Annotated in this window: 12 protein-coding genes and 1 pseudogene; 7 read left to right on the forward strand and 6 right to left on the reverse strand. The window is 58.5% G+C overall.

All coding sequences use genetic code 11. The features are described 5' to 3' along the window. Nucleotides 1–668 precede the first annotated feature (668 nt). The 6 genes and pseudogenes from P6U28_RS00730 to aepX all read right to left on the reverse strand — a co-directional run bounded on the left by P6U28_RS00730 (nt 669) and on the right by aepX (nt 7,982). Nucleotides 669–1,802, reverse strand: a complete 1,134-nt coding sequence (locus P6U28_RS00730; protein WP_407121423.1) for an NAD(P)/FAD-dependent oxidoreductase — start codon at nt 1,800–1,802, stop codon at nt 669–671. Nucleotides 1,803–1,828: 26 nt separating this feature from the next. Beyond that, complete coding sequence (locus tag P6U28_RS00735) at nt 1,829–2,620, reverse strand: SDR family NAD(P)-dependent oxidoreductase (RefSeq protein ID WP_407121425.1); 792 nt, start codon at nt 2,618–2,620, stop codon at nt 1,829–1,831. After that, nucleotides 2,617–4,194 (reverse strand): hypothetical protein, encoded by a 1,578-nt coding sequence (locus P6U28_RS00740; protein WP_407121427.1) that lies wholly within the window; start codon nt 4,192–4,194, stop codon nt 2,617–2,619. The genes P6U28_RS00735 and P6U28_RS00740 overlap by 4 nt, the downstream gene beginning before the upstream one ends. Nucleotides 4,195–4,925: 731 nt before the next feature. Then, nucleotides 4,926–5,786: pseudogene (locus P6U28_RS00745) on the reverse strand (phosphocholine cytidylyltransferase family protein). A 46-nt stretch (nt 5,787–5,832) separates the two neighbouring features. Continuing rightward, the gene (locus P6U28_RS00750) at nt 5,833–7,023 is read right to left on the reverse strand and encodes a pyridoxal phosphate-dependent aminotransferase (RefSeq protein ID WP_407121428.1); all 1,191 of its coding nucleotides are present in this window, start codon (nt 7,021–7,023) and stop codon (nt 5,833–5,835) included. A 53-nt stretch (nt 7,024–7,076) separates the two neighbouring features. Next, the gene (aepX, locus tag P6U28_RS00755; protein ID WP_407123179.1) at nt 7,077–7,982 is read right to left on the reverse strand and encodes a phosphoenolpyruvate mutase; all 906 of its coding nucleotides are present in this window, start codon (nt 7,980–7,982) and stop codon (nt 7,077–7,079) included. A gap of 1,737 nt (nt 7,983–9,719) precedes the next feature. Here aepX and P6U28_RS00760 point away from each other — a divergent pair. The 7 genes from P6U28_RS00760 (at nt 9,720) to P6U28_RS00790 (ending at nt 17,486) form a co-directional block, all read left to right on the forward strand. Beyond that, nucleotides 9,720–10,106, forward strand: a complete 387-nt coding sequence (locus P6U28_RS00760; protein WP_407121429.1) for a hypothetical protein — start codon at nt 9,720–9,722, stop codon at nt 10,104–10,106. Nucleotides 10,107–10,944: 838 nt separating this feature from the next. Further along, nucleotides 10,945–12,516, forward strand: coding sequence for a porin (locus tag P6U28_RS00765; RefSeq protein WP_407121431.1), 1,572 nt, complete (start codon nt 10,945–10,947; stop codon nt 12,514–12,516). Nucleotides 12,517–13,539: 1,023 nt separating this feature from the next. Beyond that, nucleotides 13,540–13,692 carry a hypothetical protein gene (locus P6U28_RS00770; RefSeq protein WP_407121433.1) on the forward strand — a complete coding sequence of 51 codons (153 nt, stop codon included), beginning with the start codon at nt 13,540–13,542 and terminating at the stop codon, nt 13,690–13,692. A 23-nt stretch (nt 13,693–13,715) separates the two neighbouring features. After that, the gene (locus tag P6U28_RS00775) at nt 13,716–14,690 is read left to right on the forward strand and encodes an ABC transporter ATP-binding protein (RefSeq protein ID WP_407121435.1); all 975 of its coding nucleotides are present in this window, start codon (nt 13,716–13,718) and stop codon (nt 14,688–14,690) included. Then, the gene (locus P6U28_RS00780; RefSeq protein WP_407121437.1) at nt 14,687–15,685 is read left to right on the forward strand and encodes an ABC transporter ATP-binding protein; all 999 of its coding nucleotides are present in this window, start codon (nt 14,687–14,689) and stop codon (nt 15,683–15,685) included. Before P6U28_RS00775 ends, P6U28_RS00780 begins: the two co-directional genes overlap by 4 nt. Continuing rightward, nucleotides 15,685–16,611 carry an ABC transporter permease gene (locus tag P6U28_RS00785; protein WP_407121439.1) on the forward strand — a complete coding sequence of 309 codons (927 nt, stop codon included), beginning with the start codon at nt 15,685–15,687 and terminating at the stop codon, nt 16,609–16,611. Before P6U28_RS00780 ends, P6U28_RS00785 begins: the two co-directional genes overlap by 1 nt. Next, on the forward strand, nt 16,608–17,486 hold the full coding sequence (locus tag P6U28_RS00790) for an ABC transporter permease (protein ID WP_407121441.1): 879 nt from the start codon (nt 16,608–16,610) through the stop codon (nt 17,484–17,486). The genes P6U28_RS00785 and P6U28_RS00790 overlap by 4 nt, the downstream gene beginning before the upstream one ends. Nucleotide 17,487 lies beyond the last annotated feature (1 nt).

Raw genomic sequence — 17,487 nt, forward strand, 5'->3', positions numbered from 1 at the left:
CTCGAACATATGAGCGCGTTCCAGCTTGCCCTGCTGCGTTGTCTGGTCCGCAGGACCGGCACACCGATGAAGCAAAGCTTGTAGTAACGCCGAGCAATGAGATCTTTCAGCTCGGCGGTTGTGGCTGTTGCAGGCCGGCCTAGTCGATCTTCGCCGGATTGATCGTATCGGACGCGGCATGATCTGGATCTCGGAGAAGAGCGCGACGGGATCGCGTTCGTCGAAGTTCGCCGCGCCGGCTCCTCGCATTGCAAGGTGCAGGCGCGGAAAACGCGGGCCGCGTGACGATGACATGCGTGCAACCCGGCGCGCCTGGCCGGCCAGGATCATCCATCCGTGAGTGCCGCGTGCATTGCTCGGGGGGAATGAACCCTCATCCGTCACACTTATGGCGGCAACCTCAATCCTGAAAATGCCCTGAATCGAATCCGTCCGTACCGAGCGGCTGTTGCCCGTCGGCTATTTTGAGTACCGCGGGACCGCAGTAATAGGTGCATGGTTCGAGCTTCTGGCGATCGACGGCTCGCCCGGCAAAATCTGTGAAAAGCTTTGCTGCCCCTTTGGCGAGGGCAGCTCCCGATAAGTCAATCTGCTCAGTTGATCACTGCGTCCAGCTCTCTCTTTTGATTGAGCTTTGTATCCATGATCCCGTTCCGGCGTGTTGCGAGCTACATTGAACGGTCCGGCGACAGCGTTGGGTCACGCCAATCGGCATCTTGCGCAATCGATCGCCTGGGCCGATAGGCGCCCAGCTCGATGGCCTCATTCTCTTGCACTATTTCAGATGCGACGAGGCGTCCTGCTAACGGACCAAGGGTTATTCCGCCGCACATGACCGCTACGTATACGGTGCGCTCTTCGTCGATAGGGCCAATCATCGGCCGACCATCCGCCGGCATCGGGCGTACACCAACTGCCCATCTTTGTCCCATTTCTGCGAAATTCATGATCCACTGGCTTGCCGAGCTAATCAGAGACCGGCGCTCCTCCTCCACTCGCTCATGCTCAGGGCCGTCACCAGCGGCGGCCGCGACACCAGCCAGAAATCCTCCGTGGTCGCCCGGCCTGATATGGAGCCTGTCGGCGTAGACAGCCCGTCGCACGCCTTGCGAGCCCAGCGAACAAGTGAGGTCCACAAGGGGGGCAGGTGCTGCTGTCAACCTAAGTGGCATGAACCCGGCAGACGTGAGCAGTGCATTGGTGTCATTGCCGGCCGCCAGCACCAGAGAGTCGAATACCTCAATTCCCGTCGTTAGGCGCAAGCGTGCCTTTGACTGCAGCCTCTCAAGACCTTGTACTCGCTCCCGCCGATACCGAACCGCAAACCGTTTGGCAGAGAGCTCGATCAGAGCCCCGCATAGCGCTCCCGCATTCGCCCATCCTTCTTCCGGGACAAATACTACTTCGGCGGCGGATCCAGTCCTGATAGACGGCTCGAGGCGACCTGCTGCGGCCGCTGAAAGAAATTCCACCTGACTTCCATACTTGGAAAGGACCTTCGCATTTTGTTCGAGTTTTTCAGCAGCATATCCAAAGGAGGCGAGCCGCAGCGTTCCAGTGGTGTGGAGGTTTCGCTCGCTTCCGATGTCGCGAGCGATGATGCTGTGGTACTTGATTGCGTCGAGCCTAAACGGCAGGTCGGCTTCGGCTTGGCCAAACGCATTAAGACATGCAAATGATGTGGAGGAGACGCCGTTTCCAGGTTCGCCAATATCGAAAACGGTCACTCGCGCACCGGCCTTCCCGAGGTGATAGGCAATGGAGCTGCCAATGATACCAGCCCCGACGACTCCGATTTTCATCGGCTCCTCCTTCCTGGAAAATCTGCTCAAGTACTGGCGGTGAGCCCGCCATCGATGCGAAGAATTTGGCCGGTCACGAAACGGGATAGCGAAGACGCGAAGAAGTGCACAGCTCCCGCGACATCCTCAGGCGTAGCCAATCGCGCAAGCGGAATGTTCGCGCTGGCTCGCTTGAATGCGGCCGGATCATCTAAAGCTTTTTCGTTCTTCTGCGTCCGTACCAGTCCAGGCGCGACACCATTAGCGGTGATGCCGTAGGGCCCCAATTCCGTTGCCAATTGCTTCAACAATACCGCTTTGGCGGCGCAAAGGGCGCTATGGCCGCGGTTTCGCAAGGCAAGCGATGAGCGCACGGAAACAAGATGAATATGACTCCCGCCTCTTCCGGCGGACAATTGCTGAGCAGCGACCGCCTGGGAGAGAAACATTCCGGCACGCAATGTCCTGGAATAAACCTCATCGAAGGCTTCCGGCGTTACCTCGAACAGCATCTGCTCCTTGTTGAAGCCAGCGCAGTTCACCAAAATATCTATAGAACCATGTTGTTGTTTCAAGCACGCAGAGACCGCATGCACCGCGTTGACGTCGCACGCGTCTAGCTCGATACCATGGGCAGAGAAGCCTTGCGTGGCCAGCTCAGCGGCAAGAGCCAACGCCCGGTCGCCGCTTCGTCCCGCAATAATGGTGGTAGCACCCGCAAGGGTCAACACTTCCGAGATTGTTGTGCCGATCGCTCCGTAGCCGCCAACGATCAACGTTACCTTGTCATGCAAGCTCATCGGATGCAGGGATCCTGCTTCGATCGTTTGAACGTTCATTTGAATCTCCTTTGGGTTCGGCGCGATAGGGTGGAGCTATCGGGAGTTACGCGAACTTTGCGATGCATGAAATTCCGCCGAACTGTATTGGCTCTTGGAAACTGGTCCGAGATGTTCTTTGCGCTGCCACCGAGCTGGACCGTTCCACTGATAGTGCCATCTTCAGCGACTTTGCCGTCGAAGCCATAGAATAGGAACATCGGTATCTGCTCGTGTTCAGCCTCGAACCGGATGTGATCACCGTGAATCTCACCGGACAGCTTGCCGGAAGATGATCCGGTGTGATGGACGCCTGATATCAGCATCTCATTCTGCTCAAGATCGAGATGATGTGTCGCCGAGCCATGAAGGAATTGAATTTCGATACGCCGATCTCCTGAGACGTCAGCCTCGGCCTGAAGCGTTGAAGGTCGTTCAGCAATGCACCGGGGCTCATGAAATGCGCGGGCCAAAGCACGTCCGACGATCTCCGCCTCGTCATCGCCGAGATTGACGGGATCAAGCACGATCGAGGTCGGCGTCGACCAAAAATCGTGGATGAGAAGCCGTGGTCGCTGCCGTAAGAGCGCAAGCCGTAGATCTTCCGCGCTGAATGGAACGACCTTCTCATCCCAGCTCACCTTGAGCCGAACTGCTGTAACAGAACCAGGCCAGGACAGCACCTCAGTTCTGACGCCGGGCTGGGTATTGAGCTCCGCCGCAATCAGCTTTAAGCGCGAAAGCCATTGGTCACGATCGTGTTTGGCAGTTCGAAAATTGATCCAGCGGTTGAGTGCCACGACTGCACCCACAATTTCCTCTTTACCCAACTTCATCGCCCGGCCGAAGGCCTGGTGAGGCGTTCCATTCCACCAGATTGCCTTGCATAGCCGTTCACTACCAAGCACGATCGCAGTGGATTGTGGGGCGCGGAGATATTTGCCGCCAGCATAAACCACCAGGTCGGCGCCGCATTTGACCCAGCGATCAGGCTTTTCTGGCGAATGCCCGGCGGCCTCGACGAGAATGGGTACGCCGTTAGCACGGGGGAGAGGGAGGGCTGCGCTCAATGGCAAAACGGACGCTGAATCCATGCGGCCGAGCAGACAGGTCATCGCGGCGCTTCCGTCCAATGCCTCTGCAAGCCCTTCTACAGTGGCAACACTCACAATCTCGCCGCCTGCGATACGGATTGCCTGTTCATAGGAAAACCGTTGGTCAGACGGGATCAATACCTTGTTGGGTAGCCCCGACGTTTGCGGCAATCGCAACATCAATTCCGGATTGTTTCCGGCGATGCACGCGGATGTGGCTAGCGCCAGTGTCGCCGCACTGCCGGCGGTAATCACACCCCATTCGGCGCCCGTGAGTTCAGCGAGGCGTCGACCTGCAGCCTCAGCCAATTCATCCATATCGACGAAAGCCTGTGCAGCCGCGTTCATGGCTGTGATGACTTCGTCACTCGGATTGCGTGCTCCGCGCGCACCGGCGCATTGAATGAACGGCTCGATGCCGATTTCCCGAAAGATCCAGCCTCGCTCGTGTTCTCGTTGACGCAGATCGGGACGCTGCAAGAGTTCAGGCCAGATGGTCATGCCAGCCCCCTCGATGCAGGTACGATGAACGCTCCGACAATAAGTATCTCACGACGAAGTACGTGATGCCGAGCTGTTTCGGAGCTCAGAGAGATCCAACGTTCAGGCAAGCGGCCACGGACCCGAATATAGCAGGTCGTCCGGCCAGGAATCCTACCAGCTGCTCGGATCATGCCTGCCTACACATAGCTCGACAATCTGCCCATGGCTAAAGCGGCCGAAGACACCGCGACGAAGATGCTGATTGCCACATACATTTGCCGGGCTGGGTGACGGCACGCGAATAGACGCCACGTGAGCGGCGGCAAGCAGCAGGAAACAGACGTTGACGAACCACTCAAATAGTTCGGCTCCAATGAACAGCTGTAAAAGGAACAAGAGAGCCAGTAGCGGCACGTCGTACGACAAAGGGCACACCCAAGTAGCGCCCGTCGGAGGATCGGCCGAAATTTGCAAAATAGCTAAGCTTGATGGCCCCCGTCACGAGCAGAGCAGTGGCCTTCGCGAGGGAAAGAATGGAGGCGTGGCTGAGCTGAATCACAATTGCCATGGGCAAGACGGCACCATAGATAATGTCCCCGAATCCGTCCAGCCTCTTGCCCATTTTGCAACGTCCAGGTCACGTGTTCGGCGTCCGGTTGGCCACGATTCCGTCGATGCGATCTGCCAGGACAGCCCAAAGAGCCACTGCCACTGATACCTCAAGCTCTCCGGATAGAGCGAGGAATAGACTAGCGGAAGAAGAACAAGCCCCCCGCAGTGATGGCATTTGCGGGATCCCAAAGGTATCTTAGCATTGGCACCTCGCTGATCCCGCTGGTCAGACGACAGCGAGCGGCATGCGCTCGTGAGAAAATGCGCTCTGCGAGATGCAGATCTTCGGCGGTATCGATTTCGCACCACCTGAGACCATCGCATCGCGCGGCAGCAAGCCACGCCTCTCCACCAGATAGCCAAGAAGCTCCTCGGTGTAGGCCTGCCTGGCTCCGGACCCGATAACATCGTCCAGCGCTGGAACGATCGTTGCCTTGAGGGGTCGAGCCTGAAAATCGTAGCAGGTTCATAGTTTTGAAAAGCTGCGGGCCGGCTGTGATAATGTTGGCCGCCGCTTGCTTCATGCGGAAACCTGTGATGAAGCCGTCATCGGACAAAAGAGCTGCAGACCCTTCCATCAATTTGTCGAAGGGGGCGACTGCTGCCACATCGCTCACTGGGCCGGCCAGGCGGCGCAATGCATCTTGCTCGAAGAAAACGTCTCCCTCGAGGAGGAGGCAGTCTCCCGAAAGCAGTACCTCACGCGCCAACCACAGGGAATAAGCGCTCCCGGTGCGCTCGAAAACCGTCGATTCGATATAGTTGATCTCGACCCCGCCGAAACGGCTGCCGCAGGCATACTGGATGGCGTCCTTGCGGTAGCCCACCACAACCGTTACCTCACCGACGCCGATTGCCTCCAGATTCCGCAGGGCGTTGTGCAGGATCGGCATGCCGTTAACTTCGACCAGTGGTTTTGGCCGCAGATCCGTCAGCGGCCGCAGGCGCGAGCCGAGGCCGGCTGCAAGCACGATGGCGCGGCGAGGAACTTCAGCCATAGTGCTAACCTTCCGCAACGCTAAGCACGCCGGACCCACCAGGACTTCAGTTCCATGTGTTTAAAGTTACCGACAAACGCCGCAAGCCCTTGTCGAGCGAGCCAAGGTCAATCCCATAGGAGAGCCGGACCCCGTCTGAATCGCCAAAGATCGTGCCCGAAGCTGCCGCGACACCAGCATCCATCAGCAATACATCAACGACATCATCGGCGTTGAATTCGGGGCGCGGCCCCTTGGTCCTTTGCCGCCATCCTTTGATATCTAGATAGAAGTAGAATCCGCCTTGAGCTGCAGGTTGCGGAATCGACTTCAGGGTCGAAAGAACCGAGAGCCCAAGCGCTCGGGCCTCGCTGACCTGACGCTGAAGTTTTTGTTGGAAAACGTCATCACCGGAGTCCAAATGATGGAGCAGTGCATGTTGGGAAATGACATCTGGGTTGCAGACCGTATCGCGTTGTAGCGCCAACGCCGCGTCAATAACGCATTTTGGGCCGGCGAGATAGCCAATCTGCCAGCCGCTCAGGGCGAGGGATTTGGAGAACGAATCAACGATTAGCGTGCGGTGACGCGCCGCAGGAGCGACCGACACAATCGGATGATGGGTGTGTGGAGCATGGGCGAAAGCCCCATAGCATTCATCGAACACAATCCAGAGATCCCGCTCAGCCGCAAGATGCGCAATCTCAGTAAGAGTTTCGCAGTCGTAAATCGTGCCTGTCGGATTATTCGGGGTGTTGACAACGATCGCTTTAGTCTTTGACGTAACTGCCGCAGCTAGATCTGAAGGCTTCGGCACGTAATTGTTGTCCCTTGTCTCGATGAAGATCGGCACTGCGCCTGCCAAGAGAATGTGCGCGGGGAAAGAAGTCAAATGCGGAACGGGGATGAGCACCTCATCTCTCGGATTAAGAAGCACCATAGCTGCGCTGAAGAGAGCATGGTTGGAGCCGCTCGTAACTGCGACTTCATCCATCGACCAGGGTTGACCGGTCTCGAAGGAAATTCTGCGAGCGATCGCCTCTCGGAGCTTCGTCGGTGCGCCTGTCTCAGTGTCGCGGTTGATACTGCGATTGATCGCGATGATGGTGCCCTCGCGCACCATCGGCGGTAGATCACTCCGGATCTCTTCGGCGGTCAGATCGATGATCTGCTCGCCGCTCACGATAGCTGCTTTGGCCGCGGTCCATGCCGCAGCTCTGTCCGAGCGTTTGAATAGGGCTGTTCGCTCCGCCAGCATGTGAGCTCTCCATTAACCCGGCACGATTGGCGCTACGAGGCGAACCTTTCATGTCAGCCACCTACAAAATCGACGCCGCCGCCTGAATTAAAAGCCCCGCATCGCTGCGCGGGCAGATATCGAGCTTCGGCTCGTGCCAATTCGTCATATCTTAGCAATTCAAAGACCTCATCAAGCGTCGCGATACCAGGCTCAACGCTCGCAGGGCTTTCCTCGGCCATAATACGACGACAAACCTGCCCCATTGCTGCCATTGCCGCTCGCATCGAGTGATTGGCCCAGATCACTGTGGAGATGCGAGCTTCGCGATACACAGAGGCTGGTGTTCGATAATATTTCGTAGGAACGATCACGACAGGCAACTTGTTCTGCCAAGCGCGTGCGAACGCAACGATCTCATCTGCGGCATTCCTTCGCGAGTGAATGAGGATCGCGTCGGCTCCGGCGTCCGCGTAAGCGTGAGCGCGCATAATGGCCTGGTCCATCCCTTTACCGGCAATCAGTGCCTCGATGCGGGCCACAAGAACGAAGTCTTCGCCCAATGCATCCTTCACCGCGCGCAGACGGCCGGAGAATTCGTTGACTTCGGCGAGCGGATGTCGATCTCCAACAAAAGAGTTCATCTTGGGAAAGCAGCTGTCCTCCAGCGCGACCCCGGCTGCGCCTCGTTGATGGAGTTTGCGTGCCAGCAGACGAGCATTGTTGAAGTTACCGAAACCGCCATCACCGTCGACGAGGACAGGCAGTCGACTCGAGTCCACGATCCGCTCGACTACGTCGGCGAGTTGGCTCCAGGACGCTTCGTTCGCGTCGCGGTAACCGAGCGAGCACGCGATCGACAGACCAGATGCCCATAGCCCGTTGAAGCCTGCGCGCTCGGCGATCGCGGCGGAGAGGCCGTCATGTGCTTCCATAAGGAACGAGAGTTGGCTGCTGGAGCAGACCTCGGCCCGCAACATTTCTGCAACTGAAGAATCGGCGGAATGATCTGGACGATTGGCGAGAACAGATTGGGATTGATCTTGCATGCCAATTCCTCGCTTGATCGGCGGACGTTCGTGCAGTGAAGATGACATCCATCTGTGATGTGAATCAATTGCGAGGTTTGGTAGTTGACTGGACCCGAGATCGTTGTGTCAAAATCCGCAGGAACTTGGCTGAGACGGAGGGGGCATGTTCCGCCGCTGCATGTGTGCGCAATAGTGTCGTGTGCCCGTCCTGGACCAATGCTTTGCCGCCGCGCCTGCCACGATGGTCTTGCTGGTTACACAGGTTTCGGATATGCAGCATCAAATCGAATGCTGGCCGCCCTTCGCTGGTCACCAGATGCGTGCTTCGGTGTCGTCCGTGAGTAGGCGTGTTAAAGCCATCATCCGTCGATCGGGGTATTGAGGCACAGGGGCGCCGATCACGAGCTGGAAGCAGCGATCAAGAATTGTCGCAGGCGTCGGTGGGAGTGGCTACGCCGCGACGACGAGTATAAAAAGACTTCAGGATTCTGCACAGGAGCAAACGGTCTAGCACGACGGACCACTTCCGGCGTAAGTGGGGACTGACGTTTCCGGCTGATCTGGAAAAGACTTTCGACAAACAGGCTGTTTGCTGGTCGCCTGAGGCGATGTCGACCGTGCTAATCGCCCGCACGGCGGTCCGCTCGATGGTGTCTAAGCCGCGTGACCTTGATTTCGCCGACCTGACAGGCAGCGAGTTGCGTGAAGGACCGGACGGATGGCATGCTATCGTGCCACTCGGTGGACGGCTTTGGCTAAGAGAACTCCCGCCGAGTGGAACAATGATTGTGTTCGATTTGCCGGTCGACCGCAACTTCGCCATCCGTTTACAAGCTGCACATCGTTTCTGGTTGGCACTCGAACAGCGTCCCGTTGGATCGTCCCCTCACTCGATCAATCGGAACACGACACCGGCACATTCTCGCTGTGCGTGCAGTGGATGGGTGGCTGGAAGGCAAAAGCTATCGCAACATCGTTTGGTGGCTCGCATTCTCGACCGGGGCAGGAAAACACACGATCTGCGCAGCCGGTCCATTCGCCTGGTTAAGATGGGGCTGCGCCTCATGCGGGCGGTTATCGTGAGTTGCTCCGTTACAAGAGCAAAGACAAGCACACGAAATCCTGAGCGCTAGTCCAATCATGCGTGCACGTTGGTTCAGTCGAATAAATGTTGAAGAGCTCCTCGACATCAATAGTAAGTCGGATCGTAAAACATGAGCTGACAGCTAAGTGATCAATGTTGCCCGTCAGCCTGCTGTACCATGAAGGCTCATGTCGTGAAGCTGTTCCGGTCGGCGGCTACAGGCTATGGAAGAAGGTTAAAAGCCGTGGCAGTTGATCGCTGAAAGATCTGCGATTGGGTTGTTTGCGTTCGGTGCGGATGCGTGCTGATGCAGCAAGCCGAGACCACGCCGGGCAGGCGCCCGTTCAGACTGCCGCGCGGCGATAGATCCAACGTTCATCGCTCGACAAAATGATGTGCTTCTGTCATCTCGGTCAATTGCCCGAAATGCTAGCTGACACTAACAGAAAAGCGGGGCATCTCCGGGTCGGGAGTTGAGCCGGCGACGCCGATCTGCGCTTTAGCGCAACACCGTGGTGATGTGCGGAAGGGTTCGAGAGCAAAGCATCAGGGCCGTCCTGAAAGCTCTTCTGACTATACGAGTTTCGCCCGTAGCGGAGCGCATGACGCCGCAGCGCGTCCTACTGTTCGGGCTTTGGCGTCCGAAAATCGAGCTCAATTGCACGCGCTACCTCGATGATGCATTCTGGATGGCCGCCGTTCTCGAAGCGAGCATATCTCAGAGCTTCCGTGCGGCTGATAAAGAAGCCGCCAAAGGCGCCCCGTCGTTCGCGGGCGACCCAGTTACCGGCCCGATCTCGGCCAACGAGAACAATCCGTGGGACGGAGTCACGCGATCGGGGATCGCCAGGCGGCTTATACTGCGCATGATGGAATGGCATCAAGGATCATCTTCGTCGCGGCCGCGTAGGCTAATGCGGATAGGTCGTGCCAAGCACAGCTGGTGCAGGGTACCTGAATTGCGAACCAAGTTCTCCTATCAGTTCTAGCAATGGGAGAGTCGCGGTAATGAGGAGCCAGAGCGCGCTGACGGTCAAAAGCGGTGCATGGCCGAGTTTTTTGGTCCGCAGGATGTTGGTGTCGCAACGGCGGACGTGGCGATTGATGCGAAAAACGTCGCTTTGTCCCGGTCTCCTCTAGGCGTTCGCCGGTCTCTATTGATTGACTAAAGAGACCACTTCCTCGAATGCGGCAAAATACCGGTGTTGCATTATGGAAAGCGTCTGCCGTGGGTGCTGCGTTCGTCGCACTGCGCGCCTCGTGGAAGGACACCTTAAACGCGGACAGGATGATCGATTTCCGGCTTCGGCTAGCGCCAGCAAGGTGGGTGCATGAGCCGAATGAGACCCCGGCTCAGGTCCTTCCTGGAGCGTCGGTCCTCAACGAAGGGCCCGTCCCCGCTTTGGATCGCTCGCCGATACGATCAGCCCTGTCGGCTGAGCGTCGATACGGCGATCAATTCGACTGCTGCGACAGAACTGCGCCTTAATTCCAGCAGTGGCAATTCGCCGAGCTCGCCGAATTGAAGCAGCAGAGTCCGGAGCTTCGAATCCTGATTTCGCTGGCCGGTTGAGCAGATCGGACTGTTTCTCGGCGCCGCTGCCGTACCAGACGCGCACGCGGTTCGCACAGTCAGTCCTTGAGACGTTCTTTCCGCGATCATGCGCAAAAGGCAGCCATTTGGATGAATATCAAGCCACTGGTTATAACCTGCCTAAAAGCATCATCGAATTGGAGGGTTCGATCGCATTATTCGATGCGTGTCACCGAATGGTTGTTCCCCGACGCTACTTGGGCGGGCCACAAAGGCTGGCAAGGAGAGAGGCAATGACGTTCGGACGTAAGTATTCTCATTCTAACTACAGGACTGCGTTAGGTATTCTCAGCTTTGCCGCAGGATTGGCGCAGTGGAGCGGCACACACGCGGCGGACCTGCCGCTGGGGGCCAAAACGGTCGCGTACGTGAAGGTCTGCTCGTTATATGGCGCGGGCTTCTATTACATTCCAGGCACGGACACCTGCGTCAAACTTGGCGGTTACCTGCGCACTGACTTGGTCGTGAACAGCAACAGTGATTTCGACCCGGCTTACAATGGAGTGGCGGGCGCCCGGACGCGCCTCAGTAATGCGTATACGTCGCGCTCCCGCGGAGATCTGAATATCGATACACGAACGGCGACCGAATATGGCACGCTTCGCACCTTCTTCGAAACGGGCCTAACCTGGACGGATGGAGCCTACAGCGGCGCCGGAACGGGTGCGACCGTTTACTCGGCGATCGCCGGTGTTCAGGCGCCAAACAACGCCAGCCCTGGTGGCATCGTCGCCGGTACCCTCGGCGTCTATTCCGCCTTCATTCAGTTCGCCGGGTTCACCATGGGAAAGGCGATCTCGCAGTTCTCGGTGCCTTGGACGAACTATCCCGCGAATAATTACGATGATCTGCCAGGCGGCACCGGATGGGTTACCGGCGTCAACCAGTTCACTTATACAGCAGATTTCGGTCAAGGCATTACCGCGTCTTTCTCGGCTCAGGATCAAGTCGCTCATGCCACAACTAGCGTCTGGAACGTGACCGCTGCGACCTCAGCTGGGCTCGCGACAGGTGCGTATGGTGGCAACGACATCGGCGGTGCGGCCGCCCCAGACTTCATTGCCATGCTGCGCGTGGATCAGGCCTGGGGACTGTTCCAGGCGTCCGTTGCGGCACATGACAACCATGCTGCTTACAACGGTGCCGACGAAACGACCGGCCATCCCGCTGACAAATGGGGGTGGGCCGCTCAGTTGGCCCTCTCGATCAAGAACATCCCGACCGGGCCAGGTGACACAATCAACATATCTGGCGTGTATACTAAGGGGGCGAGCCGTTACGACTTCAACGAGAATATGGCGACCACCTACGCGATGTACGGCGGCACAGCTATCGCCGGCGCCTATCAAAGCCTGGGTCTTGCGGGTCTGTCTGATTCCGTCTTTGTGGCCGGCACTAAACAGGAGTTAACCACGACTTACGGCTTCCGAGCTGGTTACACCCACAATTGGAATGCATATTGCAATACCGGGATCTATGGCGGCTGGGCAGCTGTTCGATACAACCACACGGCCAAGGCCTATGTCTGCGGAGCCTTTGTTACAGGCCTTTCGCTATCCAGCGGCCTTGCTGGCTGTAACCCGGATTTCAACTACGGAGCCGTTGGACTCATCACACGCTGGACGCCGATCAAGAATTTAACCTTCTCGGCCGACCTAGCTTACACAATGCTCGATCAGAAGTATGCGACCGGCAGTGTGGTAACACTGCCGCTGCAATCAACCATCGCCAAGCCGATCGCTCTATACGAGCTGAAGGATCAGGGCACACTGACCTTGCTGCTGCGGGCGCAGCGCAACTGGTGACGTTCTGTGGAGCGTCGCCTTTCTGGGACGGCAGAGATGCTCGGTAAGTCCAAAGTGCCCGGCATATGAAGGTCTGTGTTGGTGAGCAGAATCCAATCGGCTCCTGGCTAAACGGAGTCTTTTAGGGGTTTGCTCACCGGCGGCGAGAGCCGACACCACCGACGGTTCATCCTTGGGCGTACCAGGCGTACCGGCGGGGACAGCCGCTCGCCTCTCGCCGGACACAGGTCAATGGCGGTTTATGAGCCTCAAGATGTTGATCGACCGCCGTTTTAACAAGACGGCAAAGCTCGATCGGCGACAGCGCCCTTGATGGACACTATGGGGATCGGCCCCGCTCCTCGACTTCCTTGCACTGCCCGAGCAAGAACGTCGAGGAGGGGGACCCGTAGCATTCCACTTCCATGAGCCGTGTTCGTCATACGCGCCAGTCCTTGCGGCTCCCCAAATCGGGTTTCCAGATTTAATGACTTGCGCGAGCCCCATGACCCATTGGCCTGCACAATTGCGAAGGGCTGATAACTGGGATCAATCGCCTTATCGGGGCAAACGAGCGGCGTCGACCATCCTTGCTATTTGAGTTCGCGGTTCGCTGATGCCCCGGTTTTGCTTCCATCCCTGTAGGTCGGCGCATGCGCTAGCGTTGGTTCCCCGGGATCGGCCTCGATCTTTGAGCGACGGTGGAGAGCGATGGCAGGAGCGTGGTTCGCTTTGGCAACAGGATCTCACCTGCCAAAACTCTCCGGTTGCCAGTCTCGGCCCTGATGACGAGAGCGCTGTGCGTACGCGCGCCATACGACACCTTTCTCTGAGCGGCAGATCACTCTTTGTGGTTGGCTTTTCGGGAAAGGGTTGTTTGCCATCACATTTTTAGATGTTTGCGTCTCATTAGACGATGAGTGTCATGCGCCTGTAGCAGGAAGGGTCTTGGAGTTCTCTCGCTCCATCGCTGTGCTACGGTAACTGTTTTTGTTAGCACCGTCCGGTTTTGCAGCGATCTTGCCGATGTGAAAGGAACCTGCAATGGCATCGTTCGTGCCCGAAAATCTGAAGCAGTATGGCCCCATGGCTGCACCTTTTGCTGTTTCCTTCCCGTCTGCGCGGGTCATGGGCGATACACGACTCGGCGAAGCGGAACTGGGTCGCTCCGGGATTGTCGTGGTGCTCGCGTGCTAGCGCACCAGAACGAGGGGCAAGGTGTGCGCGAGCTCCTGAGCATCGAACAGCTGTCGGTCAGCTTTGGAGCAACCAGAGCCGTGCGAGCGATCGATCTTCAGATCCGCAGGGGCGAAGCCGTCGGCATCATTGGAGAGAGTGGATCGGGAAAGTCAGTGACCTGGCTTGGCACTCTCGCTTTACTGCCGCCCAGTGCAGTGATCTCGGGGAGCGCCCGGCTGAACGGCCAAGAGCTCCTCGGGGCGTCGAGCAAAAGCATGTCGCGGATTCGCGGCAAGCGGATCGCGATGATCGTCCAGGATGCCCAAAGCGCACTCAATCCGGTTCTGACGGTCGGTCGCCAGGTGATCGAGGTCTTGCAGCTGCATCGCGGCATGGGCCGCGCGGCCGCGCGGGCCGAAGCCAAGCGCCTGTTCGATCTCGTCCGTATTCCCTCTGCCGCGCGACGGCTCAAAGCCTACCCCCACGAACTATCGGGCGGACAGAACCAGCGGGTCATGATCGCCATGGCATTGGCCGGCAGGCCTGACTTATTGATCGCTGATGAGCCGACCACAGCGCTCGATGTAACCGTCCAGGCGCAAATTCTCGATCTCTTGCGCGATGTCCAGCGTGAAACCGAAATGGCTTTGGTCTTGATTTCGCACGATCTCGGCGTGATCGCCGAGGTCTGCAGCCGCGCCTATGTGATGTATGCCGGGCGGGTTGTTGAGGCCGGGCCCGTCGACCACTTGTTTGCTGCACCACGTCACCCTTATACGCGCAGCTTGCTCGAGGCGCTTCCAAGTTTTGATGGGCCTTTGCAGCAATTAAGCGGCATTTCGGAAGCTGTCACCAACGGACGCTTTCCGCAACAAGGCTGTCCCTTTGCCCCGCGATGCCGACATCGTGCCGGCATCTGCGACCACCTGGAACCCGATCTCCGCGCCGACCGCGACGGCTGGATGGTCGCGTGCCTGCGGGCGGACGATGCCAAGCCTTTGGAGATCGTGGCGTGAGCGATGCACTTCTCCTGGCCCAAGGTCTTGCAAAGACCTATCCCTCATCGGGCAGTCCGTTCGCGCGGCGGCATCCGGTGGTGGCCGTCGATGGGGTTTCGATTTCGCTAGCCAAAGGCGAGACGCTCGGTCTGGTCGGAGAATCCGGTTCCGGGAAGTCGACGCTCGGACGCCTAGTGCTCGGCCTTGAAAAGCCAGATGCGGGCCTCGTTATATTTGACAATGACGTCATGCCGCCCAGCAAAACCGCGGCCTGGCGGCGGCTGCGCGCAAGGATGCAACTCGTCCACCAGGATCCCTTGGGAGCGCTGGACGGGCGGCTTGCCGTTGCTGAACAGGTCGCTGAGCCGCTCGTCATTCATGGTGTTGATAAGCCGGCGAAGCGGATGGCCCAAGTGGCAACACTTCTGGCGCGCGTGGGTCTCTCCGAGGAGCATGGCACCCGCTTGCCGCATGAATTGTCCGGCGGCCAACGACAACGTGTGGTCCTGGCACGTGCCCTGGCAACGTCGCCGGACCTGCTCGTATGCGACGAGCCGATATCGGCGCTCGATGTCTCGATCCAGGCTCAGGTGATCAACCTGTTTGCCGAGGTCCAGCATCAGTTCGGCGTCGCGATGGTGTTCATCAGCCACGATCTTCGCGCCGTGCGGCAGATCAGTAAGCGCCTCGCGGTCATGTATCTCGGTCGGATCGTCGAGGAGGGCGCAACCGATGAAATCCTGCAGGCGCCGCTTCACCCTTATACACGTGCCTTGGTCTCGGCCGTGCCGGACGCGCGTAAGCCAAGGACACGACGGATCACCCTCGCGGGTGATCCGCCGTGCCCGGCTGAGCGCCCCGGCGGATGCGATTTCCATCCGCGCTGCCCCGTTGCTCAGCCAACCTGCCGCCATCTGCGGCCCATGCTCCTCAACAGCGGAGTTGCTGGCCGCAAGGTCGCCTGCCACCTGGTTAGCGAACCAGAGCCGCTTCAGCTGGCGAGGGCGCATTGATGGCTTGGTTTGCTCTGACGCGGCTCGCGCGTACAATGATCACGATTGTTATTGTGGTCGGCTTTGCATTCATTGTGCTGCGCCTGTCGGGGGACCCGGCGCTGGAGATCCTCTCCAATGATGCATCGGCACAAGTCCGTGAAGCGTTTCAAAAAGCTTGGGGACTCGATCAGCCAATCTGGGTACAATTCCTGGACTATGTGGCCCGTGTCGTTACTGGCAACTTCGGTAATTCGATGCGCGAAGGTCGTGACGCGCTTGCCGTCGTCGCGGAGCGTGTTCCTGTCACGCTTACGCTTACAGTGCCCGCGCTCTTCATGAATGTGCTGATCGGTATTCCGGCAGGCATCGTAGCTGCGCTCCGCCGCAACAGCGTTCTCGATCGCGGCATCATGCTTGTGGCGGTGGCGGGCTTCACGATTCCCTCCTTTGTCCTTGGTTTATTGCTTGTGTTGGTCTTCTCGGTTTGGCTCTCTTGGCTGCCATCCGGCGGTGCACGCAGTTGGCAGCACGCCATCCTCCCGGTCCTCACGCTGGGAGCCGGCAGCGCAGCGGTCCTTGCGCGTTACACCCGTAGCGCCATGCTGGACGTGCTGGAGCAGCCCTATATCCGCACCGCACGGGCCAAAGGCGTGCCGGCCCACTCGATCGTGTGCCGGCATGCTTTGCCCAACGCGGCAATCCCGACGGTCACGCTCTTAGGCCTCATGGTCGGACAGCTGATCGCCGGCGCGGTTTTGGTCGAAAGCGTGTTTTCATGGCCAGGAGTCGGCAGGCTGCTGGTGTCCTCGGTCGCTAGTCGTGATCTGCCCATTGTCCAATGCGTGCTCTTCCTCATCGCCGTAGCCATGGTGACCTCCAACCTTGCCGTCGACCTCCTTTATGGCCTGCTCGATCCGCGAATCCGGCGGGGAGGGCATGCATGATGCTGCAGAGGATCATATCCGAACCGTTATCGTTGAAGCTGAACGCCGCGCGAGCGCCAAGCACACCGCTCGTCATCCGCCTCGCGTTCGCATATCTTGTCCTTCTGGGGGCGACCGCCGTGCTGGCGCAATTCGTTATCCCCTATGACTCGGCAGCGATCGATCTGAAAGCTCGTTTGTCGCCGCCGATCGGATGGGGCGGCTCGCTTGCTCATCCGTTCGGCACGGACGAGCTTGGGCGGGACATGTTGTCCCGCTTGGTCTTGTCCATCCAGATGAGCGCTTTCATCGGGATTGGTGCGACTGCTTTTGGAGCGGTGCTCGGCACCACGCTCGGATTTGCTGCCGCTCATTTTCGTGGTTGGATCGAACAAGCCATTCTGGCCCTGGTCGATTTCCAGGCCACAACGCCATTTCTGATCCTGGCGCTCGCGGTGCTTGCCTTCATCGGAAACTCGCTTGCGGTCTTTATCTGCCTGCTCGCGCTGCATGGATGGGAACGTTATGCGCGGATCGCCAGGGGCCTCGCTATTAGCGCCAATGCTCAAGGTTACGCCGGCGCCGTCCGCCAGCTCGGTGCCCGTCCCTTTCATGTCTATTGGCGCCACATCCTTCCCAACGTGGCCGCGACGCTGATCGTATCGATGACCATCTCGTTTCCAGAAATTATCCTGGTCGAAAGCGGCTTGAGCTTTCTTGGCCTCGGCGTGCAGCCGCCATCGACATCGCTGGGCGCCATGGTGGGCTACGGCCGCGACTATCTCGCCCGCGCGCCTTGGATTTTGATGATTCCATCAGTCGTCATTTCGCTGATGGCGCTATCAGTCTCGCTCATTGGCGACTGGCTGCGCGATCGCCTCGACGGCACCCTCTGAT

This window comes from Bradyrhizobium sp. STM 3561 (assembly GCF_045571455.1).
Taxonomy (GTDB): Bacteria; Pseudomonadota; Alphaproteobacteria; order Rhizobiales; family Xanthobacteraceae; genus Bradyrhizobium; species Bradyrhizobium vignae.